This is a genomic window from Planosporangium flavigriseum, assembly GCF_011947225.1.
Lineage (GTDB): Bacteria > Actinomycetota > Actinomycetes > Mycobacteriales > Micromonosporaceae > Planosporangium > Planosporangium flavigriseum.
This window is the reverse complement of record NZ_JAATVW010000006.1, coordinates 99,738-118,769: the sequence shown is the minus strand read 5'-3', so window position 1 is coordinate 118,769 and position 19,032 is coordinate 99,738. Positions and strand designations below refer to the sequence as shown.

Genomic DNA, 19,032 nt, shown 5'->3' with positions numbered 1-19,032 from the left:
CGAACTCGTACCTGCGGCAGACCTCCCCGACTGCACGAGATCATTCGCAACCGCAGTCCCGGAACAAGGAGTGGATCACATCCCGCGGTTCTTCACTGTTCCTGAGCGCAGATCATCGGGCCCGGGGCAGCGCCGCCGGGCCCGCTTTCCTGGATCCGATATTCAGCTGGTCGAAGGCGCGCTCGGCGTCGCCGTCCCGTGAGCGCCGTGGATGGCCTCCCAGTCCTTGTACAGCTGGCGACGGTCTGCCTTGACCGCCTGCAACGCGGGCCGGGCGGCCTCAAGACCGGCACGGTCGTTCGCCGCGTCCACTTTCCGCCGGGCCGTGGTGGCGTCGGTGATCAGCTTGTTGAGGTCGGCGTTGAGTTTGGCCTTCTGCGCCGCCGTCAGCGTCGAGTCGCTGTTGACGCGCTGGCGCGCGGCGGTTGCCCGGGCGATCACCTTGGCCAGGTGGCTGTCGACGTGGTGCTTGATCTGGGCCACCGACCACGGCGAGGCGCTCGTGCTGGCACCCGGCGGCGGCGGCGGGGTGGTCTGTGCCGTGGCGGCGGTGGCGCCGGATCCCAGCAGCCCGGCCACAAGCGCACCGACCGCGAGCACTCTCTGAATCGGTTTCATCGGTAGGAGCTCCCTCGAACTCGAAGTCAAACCCGAGGAATAATCCGTTCCTCGCACTCCGTACCAAGGACCAGCCTGCCACTGGGTGTGTAGGTTTTCCATAAAACCCGCGTGAAGCTCGCATAAGAGTCCGACCCGGAGGTTTCTGCCCCGAGGTCAGCGGCGCCGGCGGCGCGACAGGTGCCCTGAGGCGTCTCCTGATGGCGCCGGCTCCCCGAGCCAGCGGAACGGCGGTGTCAGTCCGCCAAGCGGCGGCGCACCGGGTTCGCGAGTGCCTGCCCGAGGTCCCGGTTGTTCTGTTCGGTGAGGTGGATGCCATCGACCCCGTCGGCGCTGATGACCGAGCCGGCGTCGAAGAACCCCGCCCCGGCGAAGTCGGCGACATCCTTGTACAGCCGCGGCAGCTCACGCGTCTTCGCCTGGCCACCGGTGAAGAGCTCACGGAACCACGGATTGGGCTGCTCGCCAAGCGGCGGCGGGCTGACCACGAGCGGCACCGGCGCGGGGTAGGTGGTGTCGACGCCGCCGGCGGCCGAGGCGATCTGCTTGAGCAGTAACGACATGCCCATGGCGATGTCGAACGCGGAGCGGCCGAAGTAGGCCTTGGTGTCGTTGGTGCCGAGCATGACGATGACCAGATCGAGCGGCAGGTGGCTGGCCAGCGCCGACGGCAGGTACTTGGCGCCGTTGAGCCGTGGGTCGATGGGATCGTCGGCCGTGGTGGTCCGGCTGCTGAGGCCCTCCTCGACGAGGGTGTAGCCGGCGCCGAGTTGGTCGGCGAGCACCCCGGTCCAGCGGACCTGGCGGGGATAGCGCTCGCTCGGGACGGGCGGGTCCTTCGGCACCCAGCCCCACGTGAGGGAGTCTCCGAAGCAGAGGATGGACTTCTCGCTCACGTCACGCTCCTTGCTGATCGTGTGCGTTCGCGGTATGCCCGCCGGCCCGGGACACATCTCGTACCCGCTGCCCAGCATGTGCGGAATCATCCCCGCGCGCCCCGGGCCACTACGCCGTCGCGTGTCCCCCGTTGGTACGGCGATCGTTCCGTTTGAAAATCGCGGGATTCGGGCACCAGCCACCCGGCTCTGTCCACCCGGAACCTCACGAGTAAGAGTTACTGAATGCGCCTGACCCAGTACGCGCACGGCGGCGGCTGTGCCTGCAAGATCCCCCCTGGAGAACTGGAGAGCGTCGTCGCGGGGCTGGTCGGCGACGCGCCGCCGGAAGGCCCCGGCGAGCTGATCGTCGGCCTCGACGACGGCGACGACGCCGCGGTCGTACGGATCGCGAACGGCACCGCGATCGTCGCGACGGCCGACTTCTTCACGCCGGTGGTCGACGACGCGTACGACTGGGGCCGCATCGCGGCCGCCAACGCACTGTCCGACGTGTACGCGATGGGCGGCGTCCCGGTCGTCGCGGTCAACCTGCTCGCCTGGCCGCGCGAGGTGCTCCCGCTCGAACTGGCCGCCGAGGTGCTGCGCGGGGGCCTGGACGTGGCGCGGGAGGCCGGCTGCCACGTCGCCGGCGGGCACAGCGTGGACGACCCGGAGCCGAAGTACGGGATGGCCGTCACCGGGGTCGCCGACCCTGACCGGATCATGCGCAACGACGCGGGGACGCCCGGCGTGCCGTTGACGCTGACCAAACCGCTCGGTGTCGGCGTGCTCAACAGCCGACACAAGGCGACCGGCGAGGTGTTCGCGCAGGCCGTGGACGCGATGACGACGCTCAACCGGGACGCGGCCGAGGCCGCGGTGAAGGCCGGCGCGGTCTGCGCCACCGACGTCACCGGCTTCGGCCTGCTCGGCCACCTGCACAAGCTGGCCCGGGCCAGCGGTGTGACAGCCGTGGTCGACGCGTCGGCGGTGCCGTACCTGGACGGCGCGCGGGACGCCCTCGCCGCCGGGTACGTCAGCGGCGGCACCCGGCGCAACCTGGAGTGGGTACGCCCGCATCTCTCGGCCGACGGGGTCGCCGAGGACGAACTGCTGCTCCTGGCCGACGCGCAGACGTCGGGCGGCCTGCTCGTCGCCGGTGAGGTGCCGGGCTATCCGGTCGTCGGCGAACTGGTCCCCCGCCGCGAGGGCTGCACGCTGATCGTCCGCTGACCCCCACCTCCCATGAGGTGGGGGTCAGGAGAGGCGAACCCGGTCGCCGTTGCTGATCGACGTCGCCCAGGTCGTCAGGTACGGCTCGGGCAGCGCCTTCCCCGCGTTCGCGCCCCACACCTTCGCCAGTTCGGCGCGCACCTCGGCGACCGGCGCGCCGGCGTACCGCCTGAGCAGCTTGTCCAGCTCCGGCTGCATGACCGCGTTGAACCGGTCGATCGCGCGCCGGGCGCGGGCGTCAATCTCGAAACTCCGCACGAACGCAGCGTAGGCGTCAGTGCCGTGGGATCGGCTCAACCCCGCCGCGGTACAGAGCCGGCTCCGCCGGCATTCGGGTGACCACCGGCAGCGACACCGCCGCCAGCGCGAGGACCGCGAGGACCGTGAACGGCACGGTGTAGTTGTGCCCGCTCCACTCGTACAGCAGCGCGGTGACCGTCGGTCCGACCACGCCGCCGATGCTCCACGCCACGATCATCGCCCCGTAGACCGCGCCCGCGTGGGACGTGCCGAAGTAGTCCGCCGCGGTCGCCGGCATGGTGCCGAAACCACCGCCGTACGCGAGCACGATGAGCGCGGCGAACAGCGCGAACAGCGCGAACACGTGGGCGCGTGGCAGCGCCAGGAAGCAGATCGCCTGGAGCACGAGCATGCCCATGAACGCCGCCATCCGACCGATCCGGTCGGACAGCCAGGCCCACACCACCCGGCCGGCAGAGTTGAACAGGCCGAGCACGCCGACGAACGCCGCCGCGGTGGCCCCGCTCACCCCGGCGATGGCGTGCGTGGCGTCGGCGGCCTGGGAGATGAAGGCGATGCCACAGGTCACGTTCAGGGCGAGGATGGCGGTCAGTTCGTACCACTGCGGGGTGCGCAGCGCCTCGCCGAGCGTGTACGCGCGGTTGCCGGCCACCGCCCGCCCGGTGCTGGGCGGCACGAACCCCGGCACCCGGTACCCCGGCGGCGGGTCCCGGAAGAACGATGCGCCGAGCAGCACCGCCACCAGGTACGCCAGCCCCAGCGGCAGGAACACCTCGGTCTTGCGGGGGACCATAGACAGCAGCCACTTCGCGGCGGGGGCGGTGATGACCGCGCCGAAGCCGAACCCTGCGACGGCGACACCGGTGATCAGGCCGCGCTTGTCCGGAAACCACTTGGCCAGCATGGCGATCGGCGTGATGTACGCCGCGCCCATCCCGATGCCACCCATGACCCCGTAGCCCAGGATCAGCAGCCACAGCTGGTTTCGTGACGTCACCAGGGACGACAGCATCATGCCCAGCGCGTACAGCACCCCGCCGGCCAGCGCCACCGGTCGTGGCCCGTACCGATCCTGGATGCGGCCACCGATCATGCTGCCAATGAAGATCGTGCCGATCGCCACCTCGAACGGCAGCACGACCTGCGCCTTGGTCCAGTGGAACTGCTGCTGCAGCGGCGTGTTGAACACGCTCCACGCGTACACCGCGCCCAGCGCCAACTGGACCAGCACGGCGGCGACCACCAGGCCCCACCGCCGGCGCGTCAGGACCGCCTTCCGGTCCATCGTCGGCGCGGTCATCGTTCGTCCTTACATCAGTCGGCCTCCGGCGTGGTCACCTTCTCCACGCGCTCGAGGCCGCGCTCTTCAAGGCGCTGCCGCTGCGGCACGACAACATACTTCGGGTCCCGAGCCGATTCCTTACCAGCGTCGAAGACGCCAAACCGGGTCAGGACGGATCCGGCCACCAGCGCCGCGCCGGACAGCGCGGACAGGATGCGGCTGCGACCGCTCAGCAGCGCGCCGAACGCCCCGGCCACGGTGAACCTGCGGGCGAGGCGCAACTGCTGTCCCGCCCGGCCCTCGCGGTAGGGCTCGCTCACCACGCCCAGCTCGTGCTCGACCTTGTGCATCGCGGTCAACTCCAGGGCGGCGCCGGCGACCGCGAGCCGCCGCACCGGCCCGGTCTCCTCCGGCGGCGCCGCGATCAGCCCCACCCCGGAGGCGGCGGCCGTCGCGCTGCCGGCGAAGACGAACGGCAGGTACGGGTACGCCTCGTGCCACGACGGCACGGCCGTCTGCGCGAGAAGCACCGCCGTGTACGTGGCGAGCGGTGGGCCCATCACGAACGCGACGAGGTTCGCGCCCCGGCCGACGGGCGGCAGGATCCGCCGGACGAGGCCGAGCGGCCCGCGCTCCGGCAGCAGCGGCGCGGCCTCGGCGATGGCGGCCACCCCGGCCGCCGGCCCGAAGGCGGCGAGGATCCAGGTGCCGATCGACATCGGGGAGGTCGGCTTGGCCACCCGCAGCATGTGGTGGAACCGCTCGGGCTTGCCCAGGTCGTGGATCAGGAAGTAGGTGCTCGCGCCGAGCGCGGCGAGCGAGGTCACCCGGCCCGTCCGGCGCAGGACCGGCCGGCCGGTGAGGTCGGCGCCGGCGGCAATCATCGAGGAGGCTGCCGCCAGGCCGCCGGTGAACAGGTACGCCGCGATGTCGTGGTGCCACACCGGCGGCTTGAGGATCGGCCGGCCGTAGTACGACCTGAACTCGGCGCGGGGAACCATCGGCTGCTCGCCGCCCTCGCGCTTACCCTCACCCCGTCTCCGGGACTCCTGGAACGCCCGGAAACGTTCACCGACCGGCGGGCGACCGGACGGTTCGCGGCTCGCGGCCTCCCTGCCCATGCTGCCCATCTCCCCGGCGGTCACGGTCGCCGTCCCAGAAACGCGACCGCTACGGCCGCCGCCATGGCCAACGCCGCCCGACCGGCCGTCCGCCACATGGCCGGCAGGTCCTTGGTCGGCACGACCGGGTCCGGCGGCAGCCCGTACACCTCGGGCTCGTCGAGGAGGAGGAAGAACGCGCCGTCGCCGCCGACGCCATCGGACGGGTCGTTGCCGTACAGCCGGGCGCCGGTCTCCCCGATGTCGTGCAGGTGGTCCAGCCGGCGCGCCGCCCGCTCCCGCAGTTCGTCCAGGGGCCCGTACTGGATCGACTCGGTCGGGCAGGCCTTGGCGCAGGCCGGCATCATCCCGTCCTTCAGCCGGTCGTAGCAGAGCGTGCACTTCCAGGCGCGGCCGTCGCCGACCCGCTGGTCGATCACGCCGTACGGGCAGCCCGAGATGCAGTACCCGCAGCCGTTGCAGATGTCCTCCTGCACCACCACGGTGCCGAACTCGGTCCGAAACAGCGCGCCGGTCGGGCAGACGTCCAGGCAGCCGGCGTGGGTGCAGTGCTTGCACACGTCCGACATCATCAGCCAGCGGAAGTCGGTACGCTCCCCGCCGGGAAGTTGGCCGGGGAGCACGGTCGACGGCATGCCGAGGAACTCGGTCGCCATCTCGACCGCGGCGCCCGGCTCGGGGCTCGGCGGCACACCCGGCCGGGTGCCGGTCTCCTTGCCGGTGGTGGCCGCGCGTGCCGCCATGTCGGGGGCCGCCACCCTGGACGTCGGCAGCCCCTCGAAGGCCGGGGTCTCCTTGCCGGCCTGGCCGCCCGTGGCCGTCCCGCGCTCGGCCAGCTTCTCGCGGGACACCGGCTGCTCGATGAAGGCGACGTGGCGCCACGAGTTGGCGGTCAGGTCGCCGGTGTTGTCGTACGACATGCCGAGCAGGTCCAGGCCCGTCTCGGGGACGTTGTTCCACTCTTTGCAGGCCACCTCGCACGCCTTGCAGCCGATGCAGACGCTGGTGTCGGTGAAGAACCCCATGCGCGGCGGGGCGTCCATGCCGTACCCCGCCTCCGGCGCCGGGTCGAGCGGCCCGAAGATGCGGTTCTCCCGGATCAATCTCTCATCGCGGAGATCCGTCTCCGTCGGCACCGTCCTCGGCTCATGCGCCACCATCGTCAGTCCTCCCGCATCTGTGGGACGCCTCGGCGGCGTCTGTTGTGATGATCGGCGTGTGGTGAAACTCCTCTATACCCGCACGCCGGCGGTACTCCCTCAGGTACTCGAGAAGATCCGGTCCGTGTGGTCGTCGCCCCGCCTGTACGTCACACGTGCCGGCCTTGCCCTCCTGGATGAGGACGTTGGGGTCGAGGACCATCGTGAACAGGTCGTTGGTCGAGTCACCGGTCGACCAGCCGGAGGGGCCCCAGTGGTAGGGCATCCACACCTGGTGGACGATCCGGTCGGCGATCCGCAGCGGGGTGAGCCGGTCGGTGACGAGCACCTTGCCCTCGACACAGCCCCGGGCGGTTATCACGTGCCCCCAGCCGAGGTGGGTCAGGCCCCGCTCGGCGGCGAGCTCCGGTGACACCTCGAAGAACATCTCCGGCTGAAGCTCCGCCAGGTGCTCCACGAAGCGGCTCATGCCGCCGGCCGTGTGGTGCTCGGTGAGCCGGGCGACGGTGAACACGTACGGGTAGACCTCGACGTTCGGCTCCGGCGGGCTCGGATGCGTCGTGTTCTCCGGCCGGTCGTACACCTTGCGGGCCGGGTTGGCCTGCTGCCCGTACAGCTGGTTGCGTACGGGTGACTCGGGCGGCTCGTAGTGCGTCGGCATCGGCCCGTCAATCAGCCCCGACGGCGCGTACAGCCAGCCCTTTCCGTCGCCCTGCATGATGAACGGGTCGTCGCCGGCGAGGGCCTCGGTGCCCTCGGCTTCGGGGCCCGGCCGGTACGTCGGCGGCTTCGTCCTCTCGAAGTCGGGCTCGTCGTACCCGTCCCAGCAGCCCGTCTCCTCGTTCCACCACAGGTAGGCCTTGCGCTCGCTCCACGGCCGCCCCTCGGGGTCGGCGGAGGCGCGGTTGTACAGAACACGCCGGTTGCCCGGCCAGGCCCAGCCCCACTCGGGGGCCACCCAGGTCTGTTCCTTGCCCGGCCGACGCCGGGCTGCCTGGTTGACGCCGTCGGCGAAGACACCGCAGTAGATCCAGCAGCCACCCACGGTCGTGCCGTCATCGCGGTACTGGCCGAACGTGCGCAGCGTCTGCCCGGTTTCGAGGGAGTACCCGTTGATCTCGCGCAGCACCGCCTCGGCGCTCGGCTCGGCGTACTCGCCGTGCAAGGGGTAGTCCCAGGCCACGTCGCGGATCGGCCGGTCCCGGCGCAGGGTGGAGCCGGCCAGCTTCTCCTTGATGATGCGGCCCAGGTGGTAGATGAACCAGAGGTCGGACCGGGCGTCGTTCGGCGGGTCGAGGGCCTTCTCCCGCCACTGCAACAGCCGCTGGGTCTGGGTGAAGGTGCCCTCCTTCTCCACATGGGACGCCGCCGGCAGGAAGAACACCTCGGTGCGGCACTCCTCCGGCACGATCTCGCCGGTCTCGACCTCCTGGCTGTTCTGCCAGAACGTGGCGCTCTCGATCATGAACAGGTCCCGCACGACCAGCCAGTCGAGGTTGGCCATGCCCAGCCGCTGGGCCCGGCCGTTGATCGAGCCGACCGCGGGGTTCTGCCCGAACAGCAGGTACCCCTTGATCTTGCCGTCGATCATGTCCAGGACCTGCTTGTAGATGCCGTGGTCACCGTTGATGCGCGGCATGTACTCGTAACAGAAGTCGTTCTCCGGTGTGGCCGCGTCGCCCCAGTACGCCTTCATCAGGCTCGCGCAGTACGCCGGGGCGTGGTACCAGAAGCCCTTCTGCTCGGGGTGGCAGATGCTGGTGACCCAGTCGTCGTACGTCTCATGCAGTTTCGCGTTCGGCATCGGCAGGTAGCCCGGCAGCAGGTTGAACAGCGTCGGGATGTCTGTCGATCCCTGGATGCTCGCGTGCCCCCGGAACGCCATGATGCCGCCGCCCGGCCGCCCGACGTTGCCCAGCAGCAACTGAATGATCGCGCCGGTGCGGATGTTCTGCGCGCCGGTGGCGTGCTGGGTCCATCCCACCGCGTACGCCAGCGCCGTCGTGCGCTCCCGCCCGGAGTTCTCCGTCCAGGCCCGCGCGACGTCGGCGAACTTCTCCGGCGGGATGCCGCAGATCCGCTCGACCATCTCGGGTGTGTAGCGGTCGTAGTGGCGCTTGAGAATCTGGTACACGCAGCGCGGATGCTGCAGCGTCTCGTCGCGCCTGACCCGGCCGGAGACTCCCGGCCCGTGCGACTCGTGCTGCAGCGGCATCGCCGTCTCGCGCTCCATGACGGGGTCGCGGTCCTGGACAGCGGCCTCCTGACCCTCGTACTGCCACGTCGTCGGGTCATACACGCCGGTTTCCGGGTCGTAGCCGGAGAACAGCCCGTCGAGGTCCTCGGTGTCGCGGAAGTCCTCGCTGACGATCGACGCCGCGTTGGTGTACGCCAGCACGTACTCGCGGAAGTCCAGTTCGTTCTCCAGGATGTAGCGCACGATCCCACCCAGGAACGCGATGTCCGTGCCGGCTCGGATCGGCACGTACGTGTTCGCCAGCGCGCTGGTACGGGTGAATCGGGGGTCGACGTGGATGATCTTCGCGCCGCGCTCCTTCGCCACCATGAACCACTGGAAACCGACCGGGTGGCACTCGGCGGCGTTGGAGCCCTCGATGATGATGCAGTCGGCGTTGGCCAGGTCCTGCTGGAAGTTGGTGGCGCCGCCGCGACCGAGGCTGGTCCCCAGACCGGGGACGGTGGAGGAGTGTCAAATGCGGGCCTGATTCTCGATCTGGATCGCGCCCATCGCCGTGAACAACTTCTTGATGAGGTAGTTCTCCTCGTTGTCCAGCGTCGCGCCGCCCAGCCCGGAGAAGCCCAGGGTGCGGTTGAGCGGCCGGCCCTCGGAGTCGGCGTCCTCCCACCGCGCGGCCCGGGCCGCGATGACCCGGTCGGCGATCATGTCCATCGCCGTGTCGAGGTCCAGATCCTCCCACTCCGTCGAGTACGGCCGGCGGTAGCGCACCGTCGTCTGCCGGAACTTGCTGTTCACCAGGTTCTTGCTCGCCGCGCCCTTCGGGCACAGCCGCCCCCGGTTGATGGGGCTGTCCGGGTCGCCTTCGATCTGGGTGACCCGGCCGTCGGAGACGTAGACCCGCTGCGCGCATCCGACCGCGCAGTACGGGCAGACCGACCTGGCCATCGAATCCGCGGTCTCGGTGCGCGGCTGGAGCTCCGCCGAGCGGCGGGACATCGCCGCCTTGCCCCGACCCAGGGGGTCGGATCCGGTGAGTTGGCGGTAGACCGGCCAGCTCTCGAGCCAGGTGCGTACGCCCATGCAACATCACTACCACCGGCACGCCGCGCGAAAACATGATCATGGACCGACTTTCGGCTCCAGGCGGGAGCGTCTGCCGGGAGCGTCTACGAACGACCGTCGTCGCGGCGTATGCGATAGGTACACGCTGCGCTACCGACCCAGGTGACGAACCGGAATCGTCCATCACGGGTTGCGCCGGGCTAGAGACACGCGAATTGTCCATAGGGTGCGCTGACGCGGCCGGCCCGCAAATTTGCGGTATGCTCGCCGACGCACCACCGCCGGAACGTCCTCACGGAGGGTGACCTTTTCAGTGCAGCTAAGCCTCCGGCACTGGCCGGACATGCGCCTCACGTGGGTGTCCGGCTGCGCGATGGTGCACTCCGGACCGGAGCCCGGGGCCGGCATGACCGCACTGGTCGCGAACGCCTCCGGCGGCTCCGAGCTGCCCGTCGTGGTCACCTCGCACACCCTCCGGTTACTCCCGGCGATGATGAACGAGCTCGCCGATGTGCTGGCCGAGCACCTGCCGCCGCGGTGCAACCGGGTGCGCCTCGTCGCGTGGAACAGCGGCTGCCTGCACGACGACCGCCCAGCCCCGGCGTACCAACTCGCGACGCGGCTCGGCCTCGAGGTCATCGCCCCGGCCGGCCCCCTGCTCGGCGTTCCCGGCGGCTCCCTGTTCGCGGCGGCCGGCCGCGGCGCCCAGCGACCCGGCGGCTGGTGGCGGTTCGCTCCCGGCAGCGCCCCGTCGCGCGTCGGCTGGCGCTACCCGGTGCCCCAGTGGGACGCCGACCTGGGCGAGGTCGGCGACCTGGGAAACGGCCTGGTCGTGGACCAGGTACCCGCCGGGCTGTGGCTGCACCGTGCCGGTTACCGCAGCATGACCGACCTCGTCTTCTCCGTGCCGGTCGATCCGGACAATCCGGCGCTCGTCGTCTCGCACCCCGACGAGGAGCCCCTGCAGCGTGAGGAGCTGGCCCGCGCGCTGGCCATCCTGCCCCGCCGGACCGCCGAACGGCTCGTCTTCACGCCGTACGGGCCGGATCCGGTGGCCGACGGCCGGCTCGGCGAGGTCGCGGCGTCCCTGCTCGGGGCGCCCACGCGGACCCGCGCCGGCCTGCCGCTGTACGGGTCGGGGGGGCAGCGGGCCCTCGTCACCGTCGACTGCGAGGGCCGGCCGCGCTGGCGACCGTTCGTCCGCGAGCTGAGCTGCAACCCGCGTACCGAGTCCGTCGAGCCGGCGGACTGGGTCAACCCGGCACCCGAGATGCTGGCCGAGCCGATCGCCCCGGCCACGTACGCGCTCGGCTCCGGCTGGGCCGCCGAGGTGATCGAGGCGGGGCTGTGGATCCGCCCGGCCCACTCGGCCGACCCGGCCGAGTGGGCGCGCGGCCTGCCGCTCGACGTCGACGAGTGCGCCATCGTGCTGGGTACGCCCTCAGGCGCGTACCCGCCGCCGCCCGGCGCGCTGCTCGCCGCGCTGCTGGACCAGCTCCCCGCTGACGCGCGCGCCCGGATCCGGTTCGCGGTGCCCCGCGGCGCCGGCGACGAGATCACGAACCTTGCGGCCGCGCTGGCCGAGCAGTTGCCCGGCGAGGGGAAGGTCCAAATCGTCTCCGCCGGCGGCCGCCGGCGCGCCCGCGCCGCGAGCGAGTCGGCGCGCCTGACCCAGCCGGCCCTGCGCGAACCCACCCCGTACCCACCACACCCGGCGCTGCGCGAACCCACCCCGTACCCACCCCAGCCGGCGCTGCGCGAACCCACCCCGTACCCACCCCAGCCGGCGCTGCGTGAACCCACCCCGTACCCACCCCACCCGGCGCTGCGTGAACCCACCCCGTACCCACCCCACCCGGCACTGCGCGAACCCACCCCGTACCCACCCCACCCCGCGGTCCGGCAGCCGGCACACGCCGCGCCCGACGCCACCCCGCCGGCGCTCCGCGAGCCCACCCCGTACCCGCCGCACCCGGCCGTCCGGCAGCCCACGCCGTACCCGCCCCACCCCGCGGTCCAGCAGCCAGCGGCGCAGCACGCCGCTCCCCCGTCGGGCCGGCTGCCGTTCCCGTCCTCGGCGCAGGGCGTCCGGCAGTCGAGTTCGCCGCCGGCCGCGGCGCCGCCGATGGCTCCGATGACGCCTCCGGCGCCTACGCCGGTCTTGCCAGCCCCGGTGCCGCCACCGGCACACGCCGCCCGCCAGCCCGCGCTGCCCGCCATGCCGCCGGCGCCGGTGTCACCGGCCGCGTTCCCACCCGCGACGCGCCCGGTCCGCCAGCCCGGTACACCGTCGATGACGCGCCCGACCCAGCCGCCGGCACGCGCGCCCTACCCGGCCACGCGGCAGCCGCTGCTGCCACCCGGGACGCCGATCGCACCGCCGCCCGCGCACCTCGGCAACCAGCCGCAGCCGGTACGCGCTGCCCGCCAGCCGTTCCCCCAGCCGGCTGGGCCGCCGATGCCACAGCCTGGTCGCCGGCCGGCTCCGCCGGCGCCGCCCGCCCCCGAGCCGCCGGCGGAGCGGAAGATAGACGATTCGCAGGAGCTGCTGCAGCGCACTGAGATCCGCTCGCACCGGACCGCGTCCGGGAAGGGCGGCCGCGCCGTCCGCGACGAGGAAAAGGCCACAGCGTCGGACGCGTCGGAGCTCAACCGGCTGCTCGGGTTCTTCGATGAGATCCGCAAGGCCCGCGCGTGGGACGAGGAGCCGGCCGGCTCACGCCCCAGCGCCTCGTAGAGCGCCCGGCCGGAATCCGCGTGGACGACGAGTGACCGTGGAGGCTCCGACTGTGGTCCGCAAGCGGGTCGTGGTTTCGGGCACCGTCCAGGGCGTCTTCTTCCGAGACACCTGCCGGCGGGTCGCGCTCGCGCAGGGCGTCGTGGGCTGGGTGCGCAACCTGCCGGACCGCCGGGTCGAGGCGGTCTTCGAGGGAGCGGACGGTCCGGTCCAGCGGCTCGTGGACTGGGCCCGGCACGGGCCGGAGCAGGCGACCGTCGCCCACCTGGACATCCACGACGAGCAGCCCGAGGGCCTGTCCGGGTTCACCATCCGGGAGACTCCGCGGGCATAGATCACACCGCGCGTCGCGCGACCTCCGTACCGGTAGCTGCGATTGCACCCGGCTCGGCGTACTCTCGCAGGCGTCGTCGTCTCAAGCGGAAGGACCGGTGCGTGGTGAACACCGACACCTCCTTCGCACGGCGACGTGCCCTGTGGGTCGGCCTCGACCATGGCTAGCGACGCCCGGTCCGCGGGACGACCGACGGCCCTGCTCTCCGAGTTGTTCGACCATCGCCTCATCACCTCCGTGCGGCACGCCGTCGCCCGCCTCGCCGGCCGCGCCGGCCTGGCCGGCCAGCGTCTGGACGACTTCGTCCTCGCCGTCAACGAGATGATGACCAACGTCGTGCGCCATGCTGGCGGCTCGGGCGTGCTGACCCTGTGGCTCCAGGACCAGACGCTGCTGTGCGAGGTTGCCGACGAAGGGCCCGGCATTCCGGCGGCGCAGATCGACGGCCATCTCCTGCCGTCGCCGTTCGCGCTGAACGGCCGGGGCCTGTGGTTGGCGCACCGGCTCTGCGACAACGTCACGATCACGACTGGACCGCGGGGCACGCGGGTGCACCTCACGATCGCGCTCTCGCACTAGCGCTGCGGCACGATCTCGTCGACCAGGCCGTATTCGTGGGCCTCCACCGCGCTCATGACCCGGCCCACGCTGAAGTCGTCCTCCACCCGGCTGCGCGGCCGCCCGGTCGCCTGAACCACCCGTACCACCAGGTCTTCCAGCGCTCTCAGGTAACGACCGGCGGCCGCCGCGACCTCGTCGGCGGTCCCGTTCACCCCCTCGGAGGCGGGCTCGACCAGGCGGAACCGGGCGTGCGGGTACGCCAGCCGCCGGTTCGCCGCCGCGTACACCCCGACCGCCGCCCCACCCAGCTCACCGATGACCGTCGCATGGACCGGCGTCCGCATGACGTCTATCGCGTCGACGACGGCGAACACCGCCGAGAGCTCCCCGCTCGGGGTGTTGAGGTGCAACCGCACCGGCTCGGCACCCAAACCGTCCAAGGTGAGCAGCGTGGCCGCCGCCCGGTTCGCCGCCGCCGCGCCGACCGGCCCCTGCAGGAGCACGATGCGCTGTGCGAACATCCGCTCCTCCATCCACGGCGCCATCCCGGGATCGGTCGGGGGCACCGACGGCTGCGGCACCGGCCGTCCGGGCGGCACGTTCCAGCGGCCCGGCGGCTCTTCGGGGGTCCACCCGTTCATCTCCCGCTCCTCGCCAGCGCTGCGGGCATCCACGTCCGACGCTACGGCGTCGCTCGCCGATCGGGGTAGCTCTCGGCTCGGGTCAATCGCCGATCATTTCCAGCGCCACCTGCAGGCCGGCCTCCTGGCGCTGCTCGTCGGTGACCTCCGGTTGCCGGAAGACGAACCACGTCGCGTGCATGGCGAAGATGGCCAGTGCGCTCCGCAACTGGTCGGTCAGCGGGGCGTCCTTGTCGGTGAGGATGTCGAGCATCGCCGCCATCCGCTCGCGCACCTTCTCGCCGGCCGGGTTGTCGCGCATCGCGGTCTGGTTGCGTTCGAAGAAGCGCATCGTCTGGTGGTGCCGACCCTTCTGCAGGTCGGCCGCGTAGCGCCGGACGAACTCCCGCCTGGTCTCCGGCGTCTTCGGCTGCGCCTGCCCCCACGCGATGAGCTCGTCCATCACCGCCACCCGGCTTTCGAACATGCTGGTGACGATGTCTTCCTTGGTCTTGAAGTGGTAGTAGAGCGCCGCCTTGGTGACCCCGAGCCGCTCGGCGATCTCGCGCAGTGACGTCGCCTCGTACCCCTGCTCGGTGAACAGTTCCAGGGCGACATCCTGGATCCGCGTACGCGTGTCGGCGGTCTCTTTCATGACTGGCTCGCGCTCTCCTTGTTTACTTACTTGACGGCCGGCTAGTAACAAACCTACCGTCCACTGGCGCTACTAGCCGGCCGGCTAGGAAGTCGGCTTACTTGATCAAGGGGGAGCGTATCCGTGTCCACATCTGAGGCCCCGCCAGGACGCCGGCGCGAGGTCATGGTGGTGTTACCCGGCCTGTTACTGGCCATGCTGCTCGCCATGCTCGACAACATGATCGTTGGTACCGCGATGCCACGGATCGTCGGCGAGCTGGGCGGCCTGACACACCTGTCCTGGGTCGTGACGGCGTATGTCCTGGGCACAACGGTATCGACGCCGCTCTGGGGAAAGATCGGCGACCTGTACGGGCGGAAGACGATCTTCCTCGTCTCCATCGCGATCTTCATGGTGGGTTCGGCCCTGTGCGGGATGGCCGGCTCGGAGCTGCTCGGCGGCGTGCACGACGGCATGACCGAGCTCATCGCGTTCCGGGCGCTGCAGGGCCTGGGCGCCGGTGGCCTCATGGTCAACGCGTTCGCGATCATCGGTGACCTCGTGCCACCTCGGGAGCGGGGGCGCTACCAGGGCATCATGGCCGCCGTCATGTCGCTGGCGATGATCGCCGGACCGCTCGTCGGCGGCTTCATCACCGACCATCTCAGCTGGCGCTGGGCGTTCTACATCAATCTGCCGGTCGGCGCGATCGCCATACCGCTGCTCATCGCAAAGCTCCACCTGCCGAAGTACCGCACGGAGCACCGCATCGACTGGCTCGGCGCCGGCCTGCTCGCCGTGGGCATCACCGCCCTGGTACTGATCACCACGTGGGGCGGCAACGAGTACGCCTGGGGCTCGGCCCAGATCCTCGGCCTCGCGGCGCTCGCCGCGGTGTCGCTGGCCGCCTTCGTGGTCGTCGAGCGGCGCGCACCGGAGCCGGTCCTGCCCCTGAATCTGTTCGCCAACCGCAACTTCAGCCTCATCTCGGCGATCGGTTTCCTGCTCGGCTTCGCGATGTTCGGCGCGATCAACTTCCTGCCGCTGTTCCAGCAGACCGTGCAGGGCGCCTCGGCCACCAACTCCGGCCTCCTCCTGCTGCCGATGATGGCGGCCGCGATGGTGGTGTCGCTGTTCGTCGGGCGGATCATCACCCAGACCGGCCGGTACAAGATCTTCCCGATCATCGGCGGCGTCGGCATGGCGGTTGGCATGTGGCTGCTGTCGCTGCAGGACGTCCACACCAGCCGCCTGCAGACCGGCATTTTCATCGCCGTACTGGGCCTGGGCATGGGCTTCCTGATGCAGACCACGATGCTGATCGCGCAGAACAGCGTCGAGCAGAAGGACCTCGGCGTATCCAGCAGCACCGCGACGTTCTTCCGCTCGATCGGCGGCTCGTTCGGCGTCTCGATGTTCGGGGCGGTCTTCAACCACCAACTCGCCACCGAGATCTCCGCCAAGCTGGGCGCCGCGGGCACCGCCCTGACCAAGGCCGGCGCCCGGCTCGACCCCGCAGCGCTCAAGGCGCTGCCCAGCCCGGTCAAGGCCGGCTTCCTGGAGTCGCTGGCGAACTCGGTGTCCAGCGTCTTCGGCTGGGCGATCCTCTTCGCCGCGGTCGTCCCGGTGCTCGCGATCCTCGTCAAGGAGGTCCCGCTGCGCGGCGGCCCCGGCGACTCTGCGGCGCCGGCCGCGACCGAGGCCGTGCCGGCGGCACCCCGCCCGTAAATCCCCACCCATGATCACCGAGAGTTCGGGGCGCTGAAACGCGCCGTAACGCGCCGTAACGCTCACAACTCTCGGTGATCATGGGGACGGGTGGGGAACGGTCCGGTTCGGGACAGTTGCCTTCCAGGGGCGTCTACCTGGGCGGACAGTCGTCTCCTGACTCGCTCTCCAGCTGAGAGGCAGGACGACCATGACCGCACCGAGCCCTCGCAAGGTACAGCGTTACGGGTGGGTTCCGGACCTGCCCGACCAGCGGGACCACATCTTCTCCGCCCCGCCGCCCGTACTGGCCACGCTGCCGGCCGCCATCGACCTACGGGACCAGTGCCCCAAAGAGGTCTACGACCAGGGCAACCTCGGCAGTTGCACGGCCAACGCCATCGCCGCCGCGTTCGAGTTCGACCTGCTCAGACAGGGGCTGGCCGACTTCATGCCGTCGCGGCTGTTCGTCTACTACAACGAGCGCGTCAAGCTGGGGACCGTCGACGTCGACAGCGGCGCGATGATCCGCGACGGCATCAAGAGCGTCGCCAAGCAGGGCGTGTGCACCGAGGTGAGCTGGCCGTACGACATCTCCCGGTTCACCGTCAAGCCGCCGCAGCCCTGCTACGACGAGGCGCTGGGCAACCGGGCGACCTCCTACCAGCGCGTGCGGCCAACCCTCAGCCAGCTCAAGGGGTGCCTCGCGGCCGGGTTCCCGATCGTCTTCGGCTTCCGGGTGTACGAGAGCTTCGAGAGCGCGGACGTCGCGCGGACCGGTGTCGTACCCATGCCGCAGGCCGACGAGCAGGCTCTGGGCGGGCACGCGGTCCTCGCCGTCGGCTACGACGACGCGAGCGCACGGTTCCTGGTGCGCAACTCCTGGGGCGCGGGCTGGGGCCAGGACGGCTACTTCACCATGCCGTACGCGTACCTCACCGAGCGCGGCCTCTCGTCCGACTTCTGGTCGATCCTGCAGGTCACGTGAGTATTCACCGGCGGGTGGCCTAACGGTCACCCGCCCGGTTTGTCCCGCCCCTACCACCGGGTATGAGACCGCGACGCCACTACGGATCGAAGGGTCGTGCCTGATGGGGCAAGAGGTCGACCTGCGGGAGTTCACCCGCCAGGACCGGCAGCAGCACCGGGAGAAGGTGCACCGCTGCCTGGACGTCTTCGCACGGATGCTGAGCGAGTCGCGCTTCGAGGCCGATCGCCCGATGACCGGGCTGGAGATCGAGCTGAACCTGATCGACGAGCGCTGCGAACCGGCGATGCGCAACGCGGAGGTGCTCCGCGCCATCGCCGACCCGGCCTTCCAGACCGAGCTCGGCCAGTTCAACGTGGAGATCAACGTTGACCCGCAGCGGCTGGCGCCGGACGGCCTGCGCGACTACGAGAAGCTGGTGCGCAGCACCCTCAACGCCGCCGAGGACCGGGCGCGGCGGGTCGGCGCGCACCTGGTCATGATCGGCATCCTGCCCACGCTGCGCCCCGAACACGTGACCCACGACGCGCTGTCGGACAACGCGCGCTACGAACTGCTCAACGAGCAGATCTTCGCGGCCCGCGGTGAGGACCTGTACATCGCGATCGACGGGGTCGAGCGGCTGGCGACCACCGCGGATACCGTCGCGCCCGAGGCCGCCTGCACGAGTACACAGTTCCACCTGCAGGTCAGCCCGGAGCAGTTCCCCGCCTACTGGAACGCCGCGCAGGCCATCGCCGGAGTCCAGCTCGCGGTCGGCGCAAACTCGCCGTTCCTGTTCGGCAGGGAACTGTGGCGCGAGACCCGGATCCCGCTGTTCGAACAGTCCACCGACACCCGCTCGGAAGAGCTCAAAGAGCAGGGGGTACGCCCGCGGGTGTGGTTCGGTGAGCGCTGGATCACCTCGATATTCGACCTGTTCGAGGAGAACGTGCGGTACTTCCCCGCCCTGCTGCCGATCATCGAGGATGAGGACCCGGTCGAGGTGCTGGGCAGCGGCGGCACCCCGGAGTTGGCCGAGTTGCGCCTGCACAACGGCACCGTGTACCGCTGGAACCGGCCGGTCTACGACGTCGTCCAGGGCCGTCCGCACGTACGGGTGGAGAACCGGGTCCTGCCCGCCGGACCGACCGTGGTCGACACGCTCGCCAACGCGGCGTTCTATTTTGGACTCGTCCGGTCGCTCGCGGAGGCCGAGCGGCCGGTCTGGACGCAGATGTCGTTTGCGTCCGCCACTCAAGACTTCCACCGCGGCGCGCGCCACGGCATGGAGGCCCGGCTGTACTGGCCCGACATGGGCACCCTGCCGGCCAGCGAACTCGTCCTGCGCACGCTGCTGCCACTGGCGTACGAGGGGCTCGACCGGTGGGGCGTCGACCCGGATGAACGCGACCGGCTCCTCGGCATCATCGAGGGGCGCTGCGTGACCGGCCGCAACGGGGCCCGCTGGCAGGTGGACACCGTACGGCGCCTCGAGCGGGAGGGTCGGCTGGACCGACCGGAGGCGCTGCGCGAGATGCTGCGCCGCTATGTCGAAAACATGCACGCCAACCTGCCCGTCCACGAATGGCCCGGCTGAGGTTGCCGGCATTCCCAGACTCCTCACAGCGTCCCCTGAGCCCACACCCAGATC

The 19,032-nt window shown here is 70.7% G+C and carries 16 protein-coding genes; 7 read left to right on the top strand and 9 right to left on the bottom strand.

The window, feature by feature from the left end:
* Nucleotides 1-162: 162 nt before the first annotated feature.
* Entirely contained in the window at nucleotides 163-618 is a 456-nt protein-coding gene (locus HC028_RS11310; RefSeq protein ID WP_168076228.1) for a hypothetical protein, read from the bottom strand.
* Between the two features lie 236 nt (nucleotides 619-854).
* A complete protein-coding gene (locus tag HC028_RS11305; protein ID WP_168076226.1) occupies nucleotides 855-1,514 on the bottom strand; it encodes an SGNH/GDSL hydrolase family protein in 660 nt (219 codons plus the stop codon).
* A 225-nt stretch (nucleotides 1,515-1,739) separates the two neighbouring features.
* Between HC028_RS11305 and selD the strand changes: the two genes are divergently transcribed.
* A complete protein-coding gene (gene selD, locus HC028_RS11300; protein WP_168076224.1) occupies nucleotides 1,740-2,729 on the top strand; it encodes a selenide, water dikinase SelD in 990 nt (329 codons plus the stop codon).
* A 24-nt stretch (nucleotides 2,730-2,753) separates the two neighbouring features.
* Here the strand turns inward: selD and HC028_RS11295 are convergent, their stop codons facing one another.
* The 5 genes from HC028_RS11295 to fdh form a co-directional block, all read right to left on the bottom strand.
* Nucleotides 2,754-2,987: a hypothetical protein gene (locus HC028_RS11295; protein ID WP_168076222.1), complete on the bottom strand. Its 234-nt coding sequence runs from the start codon at nucleotides 2,985-2,987 to the stop codon at nucleotides 2,754-2,756.
* A 16-nt stretch (nucleotides 2,988-3,003) separates the two neighbouring features.
* The gene (locus HC028_RS11290) at nucleotides 3,004-4,290 is read right to left on the bottom strand and encodes an L-lactate MFS transporter (RefSeq protein ID WP_168076220.1); all 1,287 of its coding nucleotides are present in this window, start codon (nucleotides 4,288-4,290) and stop codon (nucleotides 3,004-3,006) included.
* Between the two features lie 14 nt (nucleotides 4,291-4,304).
* Nucleotides 4,305-5,273 (bottom strand): NrfD/PsrC family molybdoenzyme membrane anchor subunit, encoded by a 969-nt coding sequence (gene nrfD, locus HC028_RS11285; RefSeq protein ID WP_168076555.1) that lies wholly within the window; start codon nucleotides 5,271-5,273, stop codon nucleotides 4,305-4,307.
* A gap of 140 nt (nucleotides 5,274-5,413) precedes the next feature.
* On the bottom strand, nucleotides 5,414-6,436 hold the full coding sequence (locus tag HC028_RS11280; protein ID WP_239075241.1) for a 4Fe-4S dicluster domain-containing protein: 1,023 nt from the start codon (nucleotides 6,434-6,436) through the stop codon (nucleotides 5,414-5,416).
* A 103-nt stretch (nucleotides 6,437-6,539) separates the two neighbouring features.
* A complete protein-coding gene (gene fdh, locus HC028_RS11275) occupies nucleotides 6,540-9,833 on the bottom strand; it encodes a formate dehydrogenase (protein ID WP_275408211.1) in 3,294 nt (1,097 codons plus the stop codon).
* Between the two features lie 295 nt (nucleotides 9,834-10,128).
* On the opposite strand from fdh, the gene HC028_RS11265 reads away from it, so the two are divergent.
* The 3 genes from HC028_RS11265 (at nucleotide 10,129) to HC028_RS11255 (ending at nucleotide 13,465) form a co-directional block, all read left to right on the top strand.
* A complete protein-coding gene (locus tag HC028_RS11265) occupies nucleotides 10,129-12,552 on the top strand; it encodes a hypothetical protein (protein ID WP_168076214.1) in 2,424 nt (807 codons plus the stop codon).
* A 37-nt stretch (nucleotides 12,553-12,589) separates the two neighbouring features.
* Nucleotides 12,590-12,886 carry an acylphosphatase gene (locus tag HC028_RS11260; protein WP_239075218.1) on the top strand — a complete coding sequence of 99 codons (297 nt, stop codon included), beginning with the start codon at nucleotides 12,590-12,592 and terminating at the stop codon, nucleotides 12,884-12,886.
* Between the two features lie 159 nt (nucleotides 12,887-13,045).
* Nucleotides 13,046-13,465: an ATP-binding protein gene (locus HC028_RS11255; RefSeq protein WP_168076212.1), complete on the top strand. Its 420-nt coding sequence runs from the start codon at nucleotides 13,046-13,048 to the stop codon at nucleotides 13,463-13,465.
* On the opposite strand, the gene HC028_RS11250 is transcribed toward HC028_RS11255, so the two are convergent.
* On the bottom strand, nucleotides 13,462-14,088 hold the full coding sequence (locus HC028_RS11250; RefSeq protein ID WP_168076210.1) for an ATP-dependent Clp protease proteolytic subunit: 627 nt from the start codon (nucleotides 14,086-14,088) through the stop codon (nucleotides 13,462-13,464). The genes HC028_RS11255 and HC028_RS11250 overlap by 4 nt on opposite strands.
* An 82-nt stretch (nucleotides 14,089-14,170) precedes the next feature.
* Nucleotides 14,171-14,722, bottom strand: a complete 552-nt coding sequence (locus HC028_RS11245) for a TetR/AcrR family transcriptional regulator (protein WP_168076208.1) — start codon at nucleotides 14,720-14,722, stop codon at nucleotides 14,171-14,173.
* Nucleotides 14,723-14,845: 123 nt separating this feature from the next.
* On the opposite strand from HC028_RS11245, the gene HC028_RS11240 reads away from it, so the two are divergent.
* The 3 genes from HC028_RS11240 to HC028_RS11230 all read left to right on the top strand — a co-directional run bounded on the left by HC028_RS11240 (nucleotide 14,846) and on the right by HC028_RS11230 (nucleotide 18,978).
* A complete protein-coding gene (locus tag HC028_RS11240) occupies nucleotides 14,846-16,432 on the top strand; it encodes an MDR family MFS transporter (RefSeq protein WP_308441997.1) in 1,587 nt (528 codons plus the stop codon).
* Between the two features lie 190 nt (nucleotides 16,433-16,622).
* Nucleotides 16,623-17,399 (top strand): C1 family peptidase, encoded by a 777-nt coding sequence (locus HC028_RS11235; RefSeq protein WP_168076206.1) that lies wholly within the window; start codon nucleotides 16,623-16,625, stop codon nucleotides 17,397-17,399.
* Between the two features lie 103 nt (nucleotides 17,400-17,502).
* Nucleotides 17,503-18,978, top strand: coding sequence for a glutamate-cysteine ligase family protein (locus HC028_RS11230; protein ID WP_168076204.1), 1,476 nt, complete (start codon nucleotides 17,503-17,505; stop codon nucleotides 18,976-18,978).
* The last annotated feature ends 54 nt before the right edge of the window (nucleotides 18,979-19,032 follow it).

Coding starts and splice junctions, on each gene's coding strand:
- HC028_RS11310 (WP_168076228.1), bottom strand. CDS start 618: ATGAAACCGATTCAGAGAGTGCTCGCGGTCGGTGCGCTTGTGGCCGGG.
- selD (WP_168076224.1), top strand. CDS start 1,740: ATGCGCCTGACCCAGTACGCGCACGGCGGCGGCTGTGCCTGCAAGATC.
- HC028_RS11290 (WP_168076220.1), bottom strand. CDS start 4,290: ATGACCGCGCCGACGATGGACCGGAAGGCGGTCCTGACGCGCCGGCGG.
- nrfD (WP_168076555.1), bottom strand. CDS start 5,273: ATGGTTCCCCGCGCCGAGTTCAGGTCGTACTACGGCCGGCCGATCCTC.
- HC028_RS11280 (WP_239075241.1), bottom strand. CDS start 6,436: ATGGACGCCCCGCCGCGCATGGGGTTCTTCACCGACACCAGCGTCTGC.
- HC028_RS11255 (WP_168076212.1), top strand. CDS start 13,046: ATGGCTAGCGACGCCCGGTCCGCGGGACGACCGACGGCCCTGCTCTCC.
- HC028_RS11250 (WP_168076210.1), bottom strand. CDS start 14,088: ATGAACGGGTGGACCCCCGAAGAGCCGCCGGGCCGCTGGAACGTGCCG.
- HC028_RS11245 (WP_168076208.1), bottom strand. CDS start 14,722: ATGAAAGAGACCGCCGACACGCGTACGCGGATCCAGGATGTCGCCCTG.
- HC028_RS11235 (WP_168076206.1), top strand. CDS start 16,623: ATGACCGCACCGAGCCCTCGCAAGGTACAGCGTTACGGGTGGGTTCCG.
- HC028_RS11230 (WP_168076204.1), top strand. CDS start 17,503: ATGGGGCAAGAGGTCGACCTGCGGGAGTTCACCCGCCAGGACCGGCAG.